General features: G+C 69.0%; 15 protein-coding genes and 2 tRNA genes. 5 read left to right on the plus strand and 12 right to left on the minus strand.

What is annotated here, in order from left to right:
* The gene (locus AB4Z48_RS01015) at positions 1 to 1,212 is read left to right on the plus strand and encodes an LssY C-terminal domain-containing protein (protein WP_441611963.1); all 1,212 of its coding nucleotides are present in this window, start codon (positions 1 to 3) and stop codon (positions 1,210 to 1,212) included.
* Positions 1,199 to 2,272, plus strand: coding sequence for a hypothetical protein (locus AB4Z48_RS01020; RefSeq protein WP_441611964.1), 1,074 nt, complete (start codon positions 1,199 to 1,201; stop codon positions 2,270 to 2,272). Before AB4Z48_RS01015 ends, AB4Z48_RS01020 begins: the two co-directional genes overlap by 14 nt.
* Before the next feature lie 61 nt (positions 2,273 to 2,333).
* On the opposite strand, the gene AB4Z48_RS01025 is transcribed toward AB4Z48_RS01020, so the two are convergent.
* Entirely contained in the window at positions 2,334 to 3,005 is a 672-nt protein-coding gene (locus tag AB4Z48_RS01025) for a DUF746 domain-containing protein (RefSeq protein WP_441611965.1), read from the minus strand.
* Positions 3,006 to 3,167: 162 nt separating this feature from the next.
* On the minus strand, positions 3,168 to 3,773 hold the full coding sequence (locus AB4Z48_RS01030) for a response regulator (protein WP_441611966.1): 606 nt from the start codon (positions 3,771 to 3,773) through the stop codon (positions 3,168 to 3,170).
* A gap of 62 nt (positions 3,774 to 3,835) precedes the next feature.
* Between AB4Z48_RS01030 and AB4Z48_RS01035 the strand changes: the two genes are divergently transcribed.
* Entirely contained in the window at positions 3,836 to 5,473 is a 1,638-nt protein-coding gene (locus tag AB4Z48_RS01035; RefSeq protein ID WP_441611967.1) for a sensor histidine kinase, read from the plus strand.
* A gap of 99 nt (positions 5,474 to 5,572) precedes the next feature.
* Here AB4Z48_RS01035 and AB4Z48_RS01040 read toward each other — a convergent pair.
* From AB4Z48_RS01040 to AB4Z48_RS01050, 3 genes are all read right to left on the minus strand, one after another.
* Positions 5,573 to 5,649 (minus strand) — tRNA-Asp (locus tag AB4Z48_RS01040).
* A 78-nt stretch (positions 5,650 to 5,727) separates the two neighbouring features.
* Positions 5,728 to 5,803, minus strand: a tRNA-Glu gene (locus AB4Z48_RS01045).
* A 144-nt stretch (positions 5,804 to 5,947) separates the two neighbouring features.
* The gene (locus tag AB4Z48_RS01050) at positions 5,948 to 6,364 is read right to left on the minus strand and encodes a hypothetical protein (RefSeq protein ID WP_441611968.1); all 417 of its coding nucleotides are present in this window, start codon (positions 6,362 to 6,364) and stop codon (positions 5,948 to 5,950) included.
* 185 nt (positions 6,365 to 6,549) lie between these two features.
* Between AB4Z48_RS01050 and AB4Z48_RS01055 the strand changes: the two genes are divergently transcribed.
* Entirely contained in the window at positions 6,550 to 7,077 is a 528-nt protein-coding gene (locus AB4Z48_RS01055; protein WP_441611969.1) for a metal-dependent hydrolase, read from the plus strand.
* 187 nt (positions 7,078 to 7,264) lie between these two features.
* Here AB4Z48_RS01055 and AB4Z48_RS01060 read toward each other — a convergent pair whose 3' ends face one another.
* The 4 genes from AB4Z48_RS01060 to AB4Z48_RS01075 all read right to left on the minus strand — a co-directional run bounded on the left by AB4Z48_RS01060 (position 7,265) and on the right by AB4Z48_RS01075 (position 11,721).
* Positions 7,265 to 8,104, minus strand: coding sequence for a hypothetical protein (locus AB4Z48_RS01060; protein ID WP_441611970.1), 840 nt, complete (start codon positions 8,102 to 8,104; stop codon positions 7,265 to 7,267).
* Between the two features lie 318 nt (positions 8,105 to 8,422).
* A complete protein-coding gene (locus AB4Z48_RS01065) occupies positions 8,423 to 9,844 on the minus strand; it encodes an MFS transporter (RefSeq protein WP_441611971.1) in 1,422 nt (473 codons plus the stop codon).
* A gap of 164 nt (positions 9,845 to 10,008) precedes the next feature.
* A complete protein-coding gene (pobA, locus tag AB4Z48_RS01070; protein WP_441611972.1) occupies positions 10,009 to 11,178 on the minus strand; it encodes a 4-hydroxybenzoate 3-monooxygenase in 1,170 nt (389 codons plus the stop codon).
* 300 nt (positions 11,179 to 11,478) lie between these two features.
* Positions 11,479 to 11,721, minus strand: a complete 243-nt coding sequence (locus AB4Z48_RS01075) for a hypothetical protein (RefSeq protein WP_441611973.1) — start codon at positions 11,719 to 11,721, stop codon at positions 11,479 to 11,481.
* 696 nt (positions 11,722 to 12,417) lie between these two features.
* On the opposite strand from AB4Z48_RS01075, the gene AB4Z48_RS01080 reads away from it, so the two are divergent.
* Positions 12,418 to 14,139, plus strand: coding sequence for a hypothetical protein (locus AB4Z48_RS01080; protein ID WP_441611974.1), 1,722 nt, complete (start codon positions 12,418 to 12,420; stop codon positions 14,137 to 14,139).
* A gap of 26 nt (positions 14,140 to 14,165) precedes the next feature.
* On the opposite strand, the gene AB4Z48_RS01085 is transcribed toward AB4Z48_RS01080, so the two are convergent.
* From AB4Z48_RS01085 to AB4Z48_RS01095, 3 genes are all read right to left on the minus strand, one after another.
* Positions 14,166 to 14,366, minus strand: a complete 201-nt coding sequence (locus AB4Z48_RS01085) for a hypothetical protein (RefSeq protein WP_441611975.1) — start codon at positions 14,364 to 14,366, stop codon at positions 14,166 to 14,168.
* A 177-nt stretch (positions 14,367 to 14,543) separates the two neighbouring features.
* Complete coding sequence (gene cysK / locus AB4Z48_RS01090) at positions 14,544 to 15,461, minus strand: cysteine synthase A (RefSeq protein ID WP_441611977.1); 918 nt, start codon at positions 15,459 to 15,461, stop codon at positions 14,544 to 14,546.
* Positions 15,462 to 15,529: 68 nt separating this feature from the next.
* Positions 15,530 to 16,819, minus strand: coding sequence for a diguanylate cyclase (locus AB4Z48_RS01095; RefSeq protein WP_441611978.1), 1,290 nt, complete (start codon positions 16,817 to 16,819; stop codon positions 15,530 to 15,532).
* Positions 16,820 to 17,232 lie beyond the last annotated feature (413 nt).

The following is a 17,232-nucleotide window of genomic DNA, read 5'->3' on the forward strand; positions in this document are numbered from 1 at the left end:
ATGGCGAGCCTCTTGCTCGGCCTGGCCGGCTGTGCCACCTGGCAGGCGCCGCAGGACGTGGACGATGCCCCGCTGCGCGCGCGCGCCGTCAGCGCCGACAGGCAGGACGTACGCGTGAGCGCGGCGGTGCTGGGCACCGACGACAGCAAGCGCATGTTCGGCGCCGACGTCAACAAGACCAATGTGCAGCCGATCTGGGTCGAAGTGCACAACGGTGGCCCGCAGGTGCTGTGGCTGCTGCGCTCGGGCACCGACCCGGATTACTTCTCGCCGCTCGAAGTGGCGTGGTCCATGCACTCGCCGCTCGGCGGGGCCACCAATGCACGCATCGACGCCCACTTCAACGGGCTCGGTTTCAAGAACCCGATTCCGCCGGGAGGGACCCGCTCGGGCATCGTCTTCACCAATCCGGACCGCGGCACCAAGCTCGTGAACATCGACCTGCTCGGGGCCAGGACGCTCGTGCCGTTCTCCCTGTTCCTCATCGTGCCGGACGACGCGGCCAGCCCGCGCTTCTCGCAGACCATGTTCCAATACCCGGCTGGCGGGGTCACGGACTACAGCGATCTCGCCGCGCTGCGCGGCGCGCTCGAGCGGCAGCCGTCCTGCGCCACGGATGCGAGCAGGAACACCCGGGGTGACCCGATCAATGTCGTGATCATCGGCGCGCTGGCCGACCTCGGCACGGCGGCGGTGCGGCGCAACTATCGGCGCGACCCGCGCGAAGCCGATTCCGCGCAGTACGTCTTCGGCCGCGCGCCGGACACGGTGCTGCGCAAGCAGGCGCAGGAGGGCGCGCCGGCAACGTGGATGCGCGTGTGGCTCGCGCCGGTCAGCTTCCAGGGCCAGCCGGTCTATCTCGTGCAGGTCGGTCGGCCGCTCGGCGGACGCTTCGCGCCCCCGGACCAGGCAAGCCTCGTCCTGCACCCGGACGTGGACGAAGCGCGCAACCTGCTGGTGCAGGACATGATCTACTCGGGCGGCCTCGACAAGCTGGGCTTCGTCGAGGGCGTGGGCCAGGCACCCAGGGCACAGCCCAGGGCGACGCTGGCCGGCGCCGCCTACCATACCGATGGCCTGCGGGCGGTGATGTTCTTCGCCACGCGCCCGCTGAGCCTCTCCGACGTGGAATTGCTGGACTGGGTGCCGTACCTGGAGCGGCGCGACGCCGCCGCTGCCGCCGGCGGGGAGAAGGGCAATGCGCACAAGTAACGCGGTCATCGCCGCCTGTCTCGCGCTTGGCGCATGCGCCGGCCAGCCGCTCACGCCCTACTCGGCGGATACGCCGCCGCTTGCGCTCGTGCCCGCGGCACAGGCCGGCGTGCGCGACGGGCGGGCCCGTTTTCGCGAGATCTACTGCGCGGTGCTGCAGGCGCGCGGCGCTGCCGTGCCCGATGCGCGGCCCTGCGACGACGCCCTGACCCGCGTGGGCGACGAGCCCGCCGGCACCGGCCGGCCCGTGGACCTGGGCCAGTCCAGGCGGGGCCTGGTCGCGCTGCTGGTGCCCGGCATCGGCTACCAGTGCTTCGCGCCGTGGCTCAAGACGCCCGGCACGGTCGCCACGCACGTGCAGCAGTTCGGCTATGACGCCAGGCTGCTCGAGGTCGACGCCCTGTCCGGCATCGAAACCAATGCGCGCGAGGTGCGCGATGCAATCATGGCCATGCCGCAGACCGAGGGCGCGCCGCGCCTGGTGCTGGTTGGCTACTCGAAAGGGGCGCCCGACATCCTCGAAGCGGTGGTCGCGTATCCGGAGATCCGCAGCCGGCTGGCGGCGGTGGTCAGCGTGGCCGGGGCGGTCGGCGGCTCGCCGCTGGCCAACGACGCCGAGCAATACCAGGCGGACCTGTTGCGCCATTTCCCGGGCGCGACCTGCCAGTCCGGCGACGGCGGCGCGGTGCAAAGCCTGCGGCCCGCCGTGCGCAAGGCCTGGCTGGCACGCAATCCGCTGCCACGCGAGCTGCACTACTACTCGCTGGTCACGTTCCCCCGGCCGGAGCGCATTTCGTCGATCCTGTCATCGAGCTACGACAAGCTCGCGCGGGTGGATCCGCGCAACGACAGCCAGGTCATCTTCTATGACCAGGTGGTGCCCGCGAGCACCTTGATGGGGTATGTGAATGCCGATCACTGGGCCATGGCGGTGCCGGTCGCCCGCACGCATCCCACGGTCGGCTCGCTGTTCGTCACCCAGAATGCCTACCCGCGCGAAGCCCTGGCGGAAGCGCTGCTGCGCTTCGTGGAGGAGGACCTCGCCACGCCCGCGCCGTGACTGCCGGGGCAATGCCGCAGGGACGGCGTCCCGCCGCAGCGGGGTGCGGCCTCGTGCGGAGCTAGTGCGCCTTCAGCTCGCAGACAGGGCACACCCGCACCAGCAGGGGCGGGTTTTCGATTTCGGCGAGCGCATCGCTATCGTCGGATGCCACGGCGCAGCGGCACTCGCGCGTGGCGGCCAGCGTCTTCACCTGGCCGCCTTCCGGCAGCACCGCGTAGCGCACGCCCAGCAGCATGCGTCGCTCCCAGTCGCCTTTCGGATCGAGCGACAGCAGCCACAGGCGGGTCTGCAGCGACCAGTGCCTGACGGTCTCGCTCTTGATCAGGAGCCGCCGCGCGGCTTCCGCCACGGTGATCTGGCGCGACGCCAGGCCAAAGAATGCCTCGGCCTTGTCGCCCAGCCGCAGGCGTCCCACCGGCGTGCCGGTCAGGCGGGTAAACGGCTGGCGGCAACCGGTGCACTGGAACTGGGGCAGGCCGCCCTCGTCCGTGCTGTGGAAGGCCGCGCGCTCGCCGCAGCGCGGGCAGCGCGGCGGACGGCGGCTCGCCGTGTGCAGGCGGCGCCAGGCGGACAGCAGGAAGGTGGCAAGGTCGGCGTCGCCGCCCGCACCCGTCGCGCGCGCGCCGATATGGATCAGCGTGGTCGCGCGGCGCGGCTCCTGGACAAGGGCATGCGCGCTGACGAGGTCGTGGCCTGTCGCCGTAGGTTGGGACGGGTGGAATCTGCTCATTACGTCGGCACGGGCGAACCGGCCCATGCTCCGGGAGCGGTGAAAGTGCGCAGATTCTATTTGGGATGGGGAGCGGTCGAAACTGTGATTGATCACAGTGGGCGGCCGCCCGGGAGCGGGTCCGTGCCGCCCGGTGTGACGCGCGCGTGGCTTGCGCGCACCTTACGGCTTGATGATCCCGGCCGAAGCCGCCTTCACCACCGCTTCGATGCGCGTGGCCACGCCCAGCTTCTGGCGGGCATTGTCGATGTGAAAGTCCACGGTGCGCTTGGACAAGCCCAGGATGCTGGCGATCTCCCCGGAGGTCTTGCCCCGCGCGGACCATACCAGCGTCTCCACCTCGCGCTCGCTCAACTGCACCGCGTGCAGCCCCGGGCGCGTGCGCGCCGCGCGGGCCAGCCTGGCATCGACGATGCTGGTGAGGATGTCGAAATCCACGGGTTTGGTCACGTAGTCGTCGGCGCCGAGCCTGCGGCCCTTGAGTTCGGCTTCGCGCTGGGCCAGCGCGGTGAGAAAGACAAACGGCATGTCGGCGAAGCGCGGGGCCAGCGAGACGATTTTCTCCAGCAGTTCGAAGCCGGTCATCACTGGCATACTCACGTCGCACAGGACCAGGTCCGGCGTATCGCGCAGGATGGCGGCAAATCCCTGTTCGCCGTCATGCGCGATGCTGACGGCAAAGCCGCGCTCGACCAGCTCCTCGGCAATCAGGGCGGCCGTTTCCGCATCGTCCTCGATGCAGAGTATCTTGCGGCTGGCGTCTGGCATGGCGATCCTTGATTGACTGGGGTGGACGCGCAGAGCGTAGCGAATTTCAGGATAAAAGTCTCATGAATCACTCGCTTCATCCGGCATCTGGCCGCCGCCGCGTGCGCCGCGGGCTCGGGCGGCGGCTTGCCCGGCTGCCCGATTCGGTGCCGATGCTCAGGCCGATACGCGTGCGGCTTTCGCTTGTCTTCGTGCTGTTCCTGCTGCTGGTGGTAGGCGTGGGGCTGTTCGGCATCAATCGCCTGAGCAGCTTCCACAGCGTATCGGCGCAGATCAGCGGGCGCTGGCTGCAGAGCAACCGCATCCTCGGCGACCTCAATAATTATATTTCCGACTACCGCGCGTTCGAGGGCGACGCGCTGATCGCCACCACGCGCGCCGACCTGCGCGCCGCGCAGGAGCAGATCGGCAAGCTCGACGACGTAATCAAGGAAGTGGAGGGGCGCTACGGCAAGATCGCGCACGACCCGGCCGAACGGGCGCTCTACGAGCAGTTCATCGCGCAGTGGTCGGCCTACCGCCAGCGCGTGGACGAGGTGGTGTCGCTGGCCCACCAGAAAGACACCACGCAGGCGGTGGCGCTGTACCGCGGCGAGTCGCGGCGCGCATTCGAGCGGGCCAACGGCACGCTCGGCGTGCTGACCGAGCGCAACGTGGCGGGCGCGGCCGATGCGACCGCGCGCGAGGCCGATGCCTATCAGGAGGCGCGGCGGCTGATCGCCGGCGCCATCCTGGTGTCCTGTTGCCTGGTGATCGCCGCGGTGGCCTACCTGGTCATGGCGGTATCCAACCCGATCGCGGCGCTGGTCGAGCGCATGCACCGCATCACCGACAACGATCCGCATGTGGACATACCGGGCGCCGGCCGCAAGGACGAGATCGGCGAGATCGCGCGCGCGGTGGTGCGCTTTCGCGACAACACGCTGGAGCTGGAGGGCAGCAAGGCCGCGCTGGCCGCGCAGACCACCATGCTGCAGGACACGCTGGAGAACGAGCGGCGCATGGCCATGCTCCAGCGCAATTTCGTCTCGATGGCCTCGCACGAATTCCGCACGCCGCTCAACGTCATCGACGGCCATGCCCAGCGTCTCATGCGCATGAAGGAAGCACCTTCGGCCGAGGTGCTGGCCGAGCGCTGCGGGCGCATCCGCGGCGCCGTGCGCCGCATGACCTCCCTCATCGACCATCTGCTCGACTCTTCGCAACTGCTGGACGGCGGGCGCCTGGCCACGCTGCGCAGCGTCGATTTTTCGCTGGGCCTGCTGGTGCATGAAGTCTGCGACATGCACCGCGAGAGCTCGCCGGCGGCGAGCATCGAGGAGATCGTCGACCCGGGCGTCAGCGAGGTAATCCATGGCGATGCCAGGCTGCTGTTCCAGGCCTTCAGCAACCTGATCGGCAATGCCATCAAGTACTCGCCCGCGGGCACGCCGGTCGTCGTGTATGTGCGAGGCGACGCCGATGCGCTCAGCGTGTCGGTGTCGGACCGCGGCATGGGCATCCCCGACAAGGACCGCGACCATATCTTCGAGCGCTTCGTGCGCGGCGGCAACGTGGCCGGCACGGCGGGCGCGGGGGTCGGGCTCTATCTGGTCAGGCTGGTGGTCGACCTGCACGGAGGCGAGGTCCGCGTGACCAGCGAGGAAGGGCGGGGCTCGTGTTTCCAGGTCCGGCTGCCGCGCGCGGCGGCACAGCCCTGAAGGGCGGGGCGCGCGAAGCCGCGCGAGACGCAAAAGCCGAAAGCTGAAGACTGAAAACTGAAGACGAAAAAAACCCGCCTGACGGCGGGCTGTTTTCTGTGGCGGAGCGGACGGGGCTCGAACCCGCGACCCCCGGCGTGACAGGCCGGTATTCTAACCAACTGAACTACCGCTCCACACTGGCTTGTGGAAACCGGCGAAACCGGTCTCCGACGCGCTTGTCGGGGCATGCCATGCCGGCATGCCTTCGAAACTGGCGTCCCCTAGGGGATTCGAACCCCTGTACTCACCGTGAAAGGGTGATGTCCTAGGCCTCTAGACGAAGGGGACATAAACCTGCTTGCAACACCTTGCTGTTTCATGTCGCGAGGGGCGCAATTGTAGCGCCCTTCATCGCCGCTGTGAAGTATTTATTTATCGGAATGCAGAAGAGCGGGTTTGCCGGCCACCTTGCGCCGCGATCGTGCGGCGGCGTCAGCGTCCGCCGCGGCGTTCGCGCATGGGCCCGTCCGCCTCGATTCCGCCCGACGCGGAAATCGGCCCGTCCACATTGAGCGGGCCGTTGACCAGCACATTGCCCTGCACCACCAGCGGGCCGTGCACGGTGAGCGGGCCATGGAAGACCCGCTGCGGGCGCGCGCCCGGCGGCAAGGCATAGACGGGCGGCCGCGTGGCGAACCACGCCGCGCTGAGCGGGCCATGCGCCAGCACGCCGCCATCGGCGGTGAGCGACCCGTGCACGGTGAGCGGGCCTTCCACCACCAGCGATCCGCCGACCGTCATCGGGCCGGATTCCACCGGCTGGGCCTGGGGCGGCGGCGCGAGCCACAGGGCCGCGGCGAAGCCCATGGCCACCCGCGTGGCGCGCAGTTGCCTGGCCTGCTGTTTCATGTGAACTCCTGCAAAAGCAATCGCAAGCATTCGCAAGCGTTCGCGAGCATTTGCTGCGGCGCTGCCGCCAGCGCTTTCAACTTAGCGCGCAGGCGGGCCGCAGGCAAGGCGCGCTGGTCTTTTGCGTGACGATCTGCCACCATTGCGCCCCTTCGTTTTCATGGCTTCACAAAGCGCCCCACGCAATGGCTTCGAGCAAAGCACACCATGCCACCGGATGGGCGGCGGGCCTGATCGCCGCCGCGGTCGTCGCCAAGTCCGGCGCCGGCGGCGCCTATCAACTGGGCGCCGCGCTGGCCTTCATGGCGGGCGTGGCCGGCGGCGGCGCGCCGGACTGGCTCGAGGTGGCGTGGTGGTCGAGGTCGCGCCGCCTGTGGATCACGCATCGCACGTGGACGCACTGGGGCATTGCCTGGATCGCGTTGCTGGTGTTCGCGCACCGCGCGCTCGGCAGCCACGTGCTGGCCGCGCCGGCATTCGGCTTTGCCTGCGGCGGGATCATGCATTTGCTCGCTGACTGGCCCAACCCGCTGGGCGTGCCCTGGATCTACGGGCGGCATTCGCTGAACTGGTGGAAGAGCGGACGCTGCGACCTGCTGGTGGTGGCGGCTTCGTGGGCCGGCGCGTTGTCGCTGTCGCGCCATGTGTGGTTCCATGGCACGCATGGCCTGGACCTGCTCCACTACCTGCGGGTCTGGCACCTGCGCGCCTGAGGCTTGTGGCGCAAGAAAAGGCGCAAGAAAGGGCCAAGAAAAGGCGCAAGAAAAAAAGAGGCGGCCACAAGGGGCCGCCGATCGGGAATACGAGGGAGGCAATTCCCTCCCGGAAGACTAACGGCCGCCAAAAGTGCCATATGCACCCCACCGAGGTGGGGTGACTTGTCCGGCATACGGGCCGATTTCAGGCCTCCAGGCAGATCACCGTCGCGTGCTGCGAACCCGCGCCGGCTTCGGCCGTGCGCTGGCGCTGCCGGCGCACGGCCAGGGTCATTTCGGCATGCGCCGTGTCGAGCCAGGCGGTGCGGTGGCGCACCGGGTCGCGCGGCGAAAGCGAGGCCGCGCTGACCTGCCGCAGGAAATACTTCACCATGCTGCCGGCGCGCGCTGGCACCGGCATCATGCCGAGCAACTGCCGCCGCTGCAGCAGGCCCTGGTCGACGGCATGCCCCAGCGCGGACCACGCCGTGCGCCCCAGCGCCACATACAGGACTTCGTGATCTGCCTGGCCGATCCGTCCGAGGAAGAGCGCCTCGAACACGCCGCGCAGCATCGGCACCGCCATCAGTTCTTCCAGGTCGCCATCGAAGGCCAGGCCACGCCGCGTGGTGGCGTAGGGCAGCAAGGCCAGCGGCTGCAGCTGCGCGAAGCCGTCGCCCCAAAGCGCCGCGGCGCCCGGCAGGCCGACCAGCTGCGCAATGCCGAAATGGTCCAGCATGCGTATCAGGTTGGGCCGTACCAGCCGACCGCCGAGCTCCACCTGTCGCTTGTTCTCGCGCTGGATGGTGCGTCCGGGCGCGTGCCTTTGCAGCAGGCGCTCGGTCAGCTCCGCGGCGAGCTGTACATGGGTATGTCCGGGCGTGGTGCTTACCAGCACCAGCCGTGCGTCCGCATGCGTGTGCTCGAACGGCACGTAGGTCATTGAATAAATGCGATCGCGATCAACCAGTACAGGCTTGTCGATCACGGACGCAGCCGCCCCGCGCCGGATGCGCGAGCAGTACTCTTCCAGATAGTTGGCCAAAATGTCCCCGCCTCACCACGATTTCTCTCTGTGCATCCGCCCTGTAGTCGGGCTGTTTCTGCATGGTAAGCCCCGCATCCGCGCCAGGCAAAGCCGGTAGTGGCGATTACTGCCTGTAGCCATGCAGGGTATGTGGGCCAGCGAACCAAGCGGGCTCATATTTGATGCCGAAGGCGCACAGATGCGCAGCGGCCCTCCGCGCAACGGCAGGGCGAGCCGCGCGGCGGCCCCGGGATCCGGCAAGGGGGGCGGGGACGGGGCGGCGGCGGCGGCGGGCTCAGATTTTCGTCGGGTCGCGGCCCGCGTGCGGGCATGCGGTCACGATGTCGTTTTCGAGGCGATGGCGCTGGCGGTGGTGTGGGCGCCAGAGTACCGCGCCGAAGCGGCCAGCAGCGCGATGGTGGCGACGAAGGCCGGCAGCGAGAGCAGCCCGAAGATCTTGCCGAAGCTCCATCCCATGCTCAGGATCTGCGCGCCCAGCAGCGCGCCGGCGATGCCGCCGAAGCGGCCGATGCCCAGCATCCACGCCACGCCGGTGGCGCGGCACTGGGTGGGATAGAAGCCCGCGGCCAGCGTCGGCATCGACGATTGCGCGCCGTTCATGCAGGTGCCCGCGGCAAACACCAGCAGGCTCAGCAGGAACAGGTCGCCGGCGCCGTGGCCCACCGCGTAGACCAGCGCGCCGGTCAGCGCATAGGTGCCCGCCACGATGCGCCACGGATGCCCGCGGTCCATCAGCCACCCCACCGCCAGCGTGCCGATACCGCCGCCGAGCGGGAACAGCGCGGTTACCAGCGCGGCCTTCTCGATGGGGAAGCCAGCATCCGAGATCAGCGTCGGCAGCCAGCTCGTCAGCAGGTAGAAGATCAGCAGGCCCATGAAGTAGGTGGTCCAGAGCAGCACCGTGCCGATGGCGAAGCGCGGCATCAGGATGGCCCGCAGCGACGAGGTCGCCGCCGCACCGTCGCCGGGCGCCTGCTCCTGGATGTGGAAGCGCTCGTCGCCGCGCAGTGCGCCGGGGCGGATGCGCGACAGCGCGGCGGCAATGCGCGCCGCGTCCGCCCGGCGCGCCACCATGAAGCGGACCGATTCCGGCAGGCACAGCATCAGCAGCACGGCCAGCATCAGCGGTGCGACGCCGCCCACCAGCAGCACCGAATGCCAGCCGTGATGCGGAATCAGCCAGGCCGCGATAAAGCCGCCCGCCGACGAGCCCAGCGTGAAGCCGCAGAACATGGCGTTGACCGCCAGCGAGCGGCGCCGCGCGGGCGCGTACTCCGACATCAGGGTGACCGCGTTGGGCATGGCCGCGCCGAGCCCGAGCCCGGTGAGAAAGCGCAGCGCGGTCAGTGCCTCGATGGAGCCCGCGAAGGCCGAGGCCGCGCTCCATGCGCCGAAGCACAGCACCGATCCCACCAGCACGCGCTTGCGGCCGAAGCGGTCGGCCAGCGGCCCCGCCACCAGCGCGCCCGCGGCCAGCCCGAACAGGGCCGCGCTCAGCACCGGTCCGAGATGGGCGCGCGCGATGCCCCACTCCTTGGCCAGCACCGGCGCGATAAAGCCGATCGCGGCCGTATCGAAGCCATCGGCCGCGACGATCAGGAAGCACAGCACCAGGATCATCCACTGGAAGCGCGAAAACGGCTGGCTGTCGATGAACTGCTGGACGTCGACGGATGCGCCGGGCCGGCGCGCGGAATCATGGGTTGCGGCCGGGCGGCCGCTGTCTGGGGGCGTCATGCTTTGTCTCCACGGGGGCCGCTCGTTGGCGGCGGATTCTGTGTATCTGTCTGCTGGCTGTGCGAAGGCGCGCGGCAGGCCCGCGCGGACCTCGCCCTGCCTTCGTCCTGCTTCGGTTTGCTTCGACTAGCTTCGATTTGCTTGGTCCAGCCTCTGGACTGCTGTCAGAACGGCAGGCCGACGTAGTTCTCGGCCAGCGACATGCAGGCCGCGCGCGAACCGGTCAGGTAGTCCAGTTCGGCCTGCTGGATGCGCACGGCGAAGTCGTCCGCGTCGGGGAAGCGGTGCAGCAGCGAGGTCATCCACCATGAGAAGCGCTCGGCCTTCCAGACGCGGCGCAGGCATTTCTGCGAGTACGCATCGAGCTCGCCGGCGTCGTCGTGCAGGTAGCGGGCGATCAGGCCGTCGGCCAGGCAGAGCACGTCGCTGGCGGCCAGGTTCAGGCCCTTGGCGCCGGTGGGCGGCACGATATGCGCGGCGTCGCCGGCCAGGAACAGGTTGCCGAAGCGCATCGGCTCGCACACGAAGCTGCGCAGCGGCGCGATGCTCTTCTCGATGCTGTCGCCGGTGACCAGGGCCTCGGCGGCGCTCGCGTCGAGGCGGCCGCGCAGCTCGTCCCAGAAGCGCTGGTCGGACCAGTCTTCGACGCGCTCGGCGGCGCCCACCTGCACGTAGTAGCGGCTGCGCGTGAGCGAGCGCATGCTGCACAGGGCAAAGCCGCGTTCATGGCTGGCGTAGATCAGCTCGTCTGCCACCGGCGGGGTATCGGTGAGGACGCCGAGCCAGCCGAACGGATAGACCCGCTCGAAGATGCGCCTGGAAGAATCGGGTACGCTGCGCCGCGTGACGCCGTGGAAGCCGTCGCAGCCGGCGATGAAATCGCAGCGCAGTTCGTGCAGCTGGCCGTCCTTGCGGTAGCGCACCACGGGCGTGGCCGTATCGAAGTCGTGCACGCTCACGTCTTCGGCGTCGTAGATGGTGCGCGCGCCGCAGGCTTCGCGCGAAGCCATCAGGTCGCGCGTCACTTCGGTCTGGCCGTACACGGTGACGGAGCGCCCGATCAGCTCGTGGAAGTCGATCCGGTGGCGCTGCCCGCCGAAGGACAGTTCGATGCCGTGGTGGACCAGGCCGTCATGATGCAGGCGCCCGGCCACGCCCGCGCGTTCCAGCGCATCGGCGGTCACGCTCTCGAGGATGCCGGCGCGGATGCGGCCGAGGATGTAGTCGGGGCTGCGCTGTTCGACGATGACAGCTTCGATACCGGCCTTGGCCAGCAATTGCCCGAGCAGCAGGCCCGCAGGGCCCGCGCCGATGATGGCGACTTGTGTGCGCATCGTGTTGTCTCCTGTGCGGGGGGCTGGTTGTTGTTGGGCACAACGATAGCGGCGCCGCGACGCACAGGGAATAGACAGAACGAACCATCAAAAGGACAAAACGAACATCGTGCTCCGGTGGCATTTTTGCGTTATTGCCCGGGAAAACCCTAGGGTAAGGCTGAAAAACGCAGTCATAACAAGGGGATATAAGGCCGCTCTCGGTGCCATCCAGTCGCGTGCAGGCCGGGTCCTGGCTGTCTGCGGCCTTCAGTTTTCATACATGCACGAGGGCGCATACATGCACAAGGGCGGCGCCCCTTAGCGCGCAATGCGTTGTTCCTTGCGGCAGGCCTTGCACACATGCTCCAGGCCATCGCGGCGCCGCGCGTCGCGCGAAAAGAACTCGCCGTCGGCGGGCCAGTATTCGTCGCAGTTGCGGCAAAGCTTGAGGGGGCCGATATCGGACATCAGCAACTCGCCCGCGGCACGGGCGGCGTGCGCGGCGTGGCTTGCATGGGCAGCGGCGGGGGGGCGCCGGAGGGCGGCGGTGCGATCGTACATGTTCTCTCCTTGCCTGGCGCAAACGGGCCGGCGGTGGTCAGGTACGGAGGGGATCTCCGGGGACGATCCCGGGAGACGATCCCGGGCGGTCCACGCGTATCGGCTGAAATACGCGGTTACGAAATGGCGGGCGGAAATGGCGGGCGGAAACGGTGTAATGGTGCTGGCAGGGCGCGCGCGGTGGCATGCGCGGCAGGCTTGCGTCACGAATTCATCGCGCCAACAGCCCGGAGAACGCCATCACCAGCCATCCCGCCGCGGCGCAGGTCCCAAGCCAGCCCAGCAGGACCAGCACGATGGTGGACCACTTCATTGCAGTTGCCGTCGCCGCGCTGCAAAGGCCGTGCGCGGCGCGGCGGGACCGATGCGGCAGCGGGCGCACGCCGGCGCGCGGTGCCACGCGGGCGGCTTCGAACGGGTGTGGTTCATGCGGACTTTCCTTCTGACAGGCAAGGCAGCGCTTGCACAACGGTGCAGCTTAGCCATGGTGCGGCGCGGGCGTGTGTCCGGGTTGTAAGGAAATGTGCACGAGCCGATGCGAAGCGGAGGCTCCCCGGCGCGTTCGCGCCGCCTTTTCTATAATGTGACCCGTTCCTGCTTCCAGCCGGCCGTGCGGCGCGTGACGAGGTCTCATCCCCGCCGCGGCCCGGTCGCATTCCAACCGCACACCAATCGCCCTCGGGCCCCGGTCACGCCATGACTATCCTCCTGCTCAACACTTCCTTCGCGCGCACTCTCGATGCGCTGGTCGAACGCTTCGCGGCCACGCCGGGCGCGCGCGTGCAGGCCTGGGTGTTCGAGGACGCCCCCGCGCGTCTCGAGGCCGTGCGGCAACTTGCCGCCGCCGGCGTGGTGGCGGAGATCCGCAGCGCGTACAAGCCGCTGCTGCATTTCTTTCTCGACGAACAGGACCTGGACGCACTGGCGGGCGCCGCGCGCACGGTGACGGTGCGGCTGCCCGCGGCCGCCACGCCGAAGGACGCGCAGCGCTTGCGTCTCGAAGCCTATCCGCTGGCCGGCCTGCTGCCCGAAGACAAGCTGCGCCTGGTCGATGGCGATGACGAAGGACACTATGTGGTCGAATCCGGCGGCGGGCGGCACCGCGTGTTCGTGCCGCGCGCGACCTCGGGCGCGCCGTGCGGATGGCTGCGCGTGTGGCGGGGCGACGAGCTGGTCGAGGACACGCCGCTGGCGACGGAATACGAGCTCGCATTCGCCGCGGCCATGGATGCGATCCGCGCGCACGGCTGGCGCGCGCAGGCGCCGTACTTCGACGTGCTGCACGTCGCCATCGCCACCGGCGGCATCGAACGCCGCCTGGCATACCAGGACGAATGCATCAGCACGCGCGAGGCGCTGCATGAGGATCTCTATTTCTCGGTGCTGGAGTATTTCCAGGACTGCGCCGGCCTGCCGCGTGGCGACCGTACCCTGCAGCCGGGCCAGATCGTCCCCGATGTGCACGCGGGCGAGGGCGCCACGCGCGTGCGCGTGGAAGTGCTGCCGCACCAGCTGCCCCTGCCCGGGCCTGGCCGCAAGCCGATGTCCGCCGAAGCGCTGGCCGCGCTCGCCCGCCCGCTCGCACCGGACGAGGTTGCCGTCGAGATGCATGCGCTGGGCGGCCATCGCTTCAGCGTGGAATCCGCGCAGGGGCGCGCGGTCCACGGCACGCATATCGAAGGTACGCTGCCCGGGCTGGTGATCTCCGGGGGCCAGCACGCCAACGAGAGCTCCGGCGTGGTCGGCGCGCTGCGCGCGGCGCATGTGCTCAGGCGGCGCGAGCAGGCGAACTTCGCCGTGATCGGGCTGGAGAACCCGGATGGCGCGGCCCTGCATATGCAATTGCGCGAGGACAATCCGCGCCATATGTCGCACGCCGCCCGCTACACCGCGCTGGGCGACGACCTCGAGGCGCGCACGGCGGAGCCGTTCGGCGAGAAGGCGGTCCGGCTGGAGGCGGCCGAGCGCACCGGCGCCGGGCTGCACATGAGCCTGCACGGCTATCCTGCCCACGAGTGGACGCGCCCGCTGACCGGCTACGTCCCTCCGGGGTTCGAAACCTGGACCATTCCCAAGGGATTCTTCCTGATCCTGCGCCACCATGGCGGATGCGAGGACAAGGCGCTGGCGTTCATGCAGGCGCTCACCGCGCAGCTGGCGACGTCGCCCGAGCTGGCCGCGTTCAACGCGCGGCAGCTCGCCACCTGGGCCGCGCACGCGGGCGCGGTGCCGTTCCCGGTGCTCAACGGCATTCCCTGCATGATCGTCGAGGACCATCGCTCCACGGTGCCGTTCATGCTGGTCACGGAGTTCCCGGACCAGACCGTCTACGACGACGCCTTCCGCCTGGCTCACACCACGCAGATGCACGCAGTGCTGGCGGCGGCCGAACTCTACTGGGCGGGAGCGCTGGCTTGAGTGAGGGGGCCTGCCGGCGCAAGCCTTCAGTGGATCGTGCGCGTCACCTTGGCATGCATGGCCTTGGCCGCCGCGCTGTCGTCGGGGGTGGCGTCTTCGTCCTGCTCGATCATCGTGGCAGCGAGGCTGAGTGCGGCCTGCATCTCCTCGTGCGACAGCCCCGATGACAAGGCCAGCCGTACCGCAAGGGACGCCAGGCGGGCAACGTCATAACTAGGTATGGTCATTTCTGCTCCTTGTGCCGGCGGCGGCACCGGCCTGCACTGGCAAGCCGGCGTTGCCGCCTGTATTGGATCGTCGGCGAATCAGTCAGGCCGATGAAGTGGCAGCGCATGCCTGCGCGCGGCTGCCGGTCCGTCTTAGTATGGTTCACCGGGCGCGATGCCGCCGGCGGAAGATTCCGCTCAGGCCGGCAGAAATCCCTCTACCGTCAGGTAGCGCTCGCCGGTGTCGTAGTTGAAGCCAAGCACGGTGGCACCGGCCGGCAACCCGGGCAGCTTTTGTGCGATGGCGGCCAGGGTGGCGCCGGAGGAGATGCCCACCAGCATGCCCTCCTCGCGCGCGGCGCGGCGCGCCATCTCGCGTGCCGGCTCGGCGTCCACCTGGATCACGCCATCGAGCAGCGCGGTATCGAGATTGCGCGGGATAAAGCCGGCGCCGATGCCCTGGATCGGGTGCGGGGCGGGCGCGCCGCCGGAAATGACCGGCGAAGCCACCGGTTCAACCGCATATACCTTCAGTTGGGGCCACTTTTGCTTGAGCACGCGCGCGCAGCCGGTGATGTGGCCGCCCGTGCCCACGCCGGTGATGAGCGCGTCGATGCCCTGCGGGAAATCCGCCAGGATCTCCTGCGCGGTGGTCCTGGCGTGGACCTCGATATTGGCGGGATTCTCGAACTGCTGCGGCATCCACGCGCCCGGCGTGGCTGCCACCAGCTCCTCGGCGCGGGCGATCGAGCCCTTCATGCCTTTTTCGCGCGGGGTCAGCTCGAAGGTGGCGCCGTAGGCCAGCATCAGCCGGCGGCGTTCCACCGACATGCTGTCGGGCATCACCAGCACCAGCTTGTAGCCCTTGACCGCGGCGACCATGGCCAGGCCGATGCCGGTGTTGCCCGAGGTCGGCTCGACGATGGTGCCGCCGGGCTTGAGCAGGCCCGCCTGTTCGGCCGCCTCGACCATGGACAGCGCGATACGGTCCTTGATCGACCCGCCCGGATTGGCGCGCTCGGACTTGATCCAGACCTGATGCGTATCGCCGAACAGCCGCTGGACGCGGATATGCGGTGTGTTGCCAATCGTCTGCAGGATGTTGTCAGCCTTCATTCGGGATCTCCTTGGATGGTTTCGATACGGACCGCGGGCGGGTCCGTACGCGCATGCAGGGAAGGATTCTAGCCGGCGGACCGGCAGTCTTGCGATTTCCGCAAGTGCCGGTGGCCACGCATGGCAAGGCTCAATGACAGGCTTCGGCGCGCCGGCAGGCGCAGTTCGGGCCCGCAGCCCGATGGAGGGGCTTCCAGCGACGACGCGCTCAGCACGCGGCCCCGGCCGCGCCGCTTGGCCTCGTACAAGGCGCGGTCGGCGCAGCCGAACAGGCAGTCCCACGCCGCCGCGCCGCCGCCCTGGCCGTCGTGGATCTGGGCGATGCCGATGCTGGCGCTGGCGAAGCCCCCGATTTCCGGCGGCAGGGCAATGGCGCGGATGCCGCGCAGGATGCGGTTGGCCAGCAGCACGGCGTCGGCTTCGGTGGTATGCGGGCACAGCACGCAGAATTCCTCGCCACCGTAGCGGCCGGCCAGGTCGGTGGCGCGAGGGGTCTCGGCCAGGACCCTGGCGATCTGCTGGAGGACCAAGTCGCCGGCGCGGTGGCCGCTGCTGTCGTTGATGCGCTTGAAGCGGTCGATGTCGATCACCAGGCAGCTCAGCGGATGGCCGTGGCGGGCGTATTCGGCCGACAGCACCATGGCCGCGGCGTCGATGGCGCCGCGGTTGAGCAGGCCGGTAAGGGCGTCGAGCCGGGATTGTTTCTCCTGTGCCGCCAGCATGCCTTCCATGGTCATCAGGGTGAAGGCGGCCAGACCCGCGAGGATGGCCACGAACGCGGGCAACAGGCGCAGCAGCAGCAATGCCTCGGCGTTCGGGTCCGCCACCGGGCTGCCCGGCGCGGCCGCCGCATAGAGGCCGCAGCACTGCGCCACCACTTGCAGGCCGCTGGCGGCCAGGACCAGCGGGCGGCTGCGGCGGGTCGGCGCCTGCGGCCGCTGCAGCAGCCAGGCTAGCGTGCAGGCCGCGGCGACGGCCGCGGCGATGTAGCCGGCGACTTCGGCCTGGCGGCTGCCCGCGCCCAGCGCGGCAGCGGCCAGCACCGCCAGCGTGGCGGCCGCCCCGGCCGTCAGCGACCCCGGCGCGGCCGGCGTGCGGCCATCGGTCAGGGTGATGCCGCGCTGGATCAGCAACTGGGCTACCAGCCCCAGCGCCGGCGCCACCAGCAGGAACCACGCGGGCCCGCTGCGCGCGTCGATCACCAGCAGGCCAGCGGCGCAAGCCAGTACCAGTCCTGCGCCCCAGGCGCGGCCCGCCGCGCTGCGGCGCAGGGCCAGCATCAGGGCCGAGAGAATGCATTGCATGGCGGTGAACAGGACCAGCAGTGCCATCACGGCAGTGCTCTCATCTGACAGCATGCGTTCCCCATGGGGTGCGGCGCGTCGGCGACGCGCCGTTGTTTGCCTTCGAAGGTAGCCATGCGCATGCGCGCGGCCCGTCTGCGCCACGAGCTGGCTTTCGACATTTCCGAATGCGGCGCGCGGCCGGAGCGTGGTCCGGTGCGAGGTGGCCGCCGAGCAGATGTCTTCTTGTTTGGGAAAATTCTACACAGCGGCAGCCTGCAAAAACCGCGTCGTCGCCCGGCGTGACAATTGTTGACATTAGGTTTGAAACGAGTGACCTACCATTCGCTTCGCTGTCGTGCCGGCCAAGGCAGCACTGCGCGTTCCGGCGCGCAGCCCGTTTCTGTTGTTTATGCGGCTACCCGGCGATTTGCCTGAACCACGCCGTGCTATGGTCGTCAGTGCGCAAAACAATAAAAATGCAGAAA

The organism is Cupriavidus sp. 2TAF22 (genome assembly GCF_052115045.1).
Taxonomy (GTDB): Bacteria; Pseudomonadota; Gammaproteobacteria; order Burkholderiales; family Burkholderiaceae; genus Cupriavidus.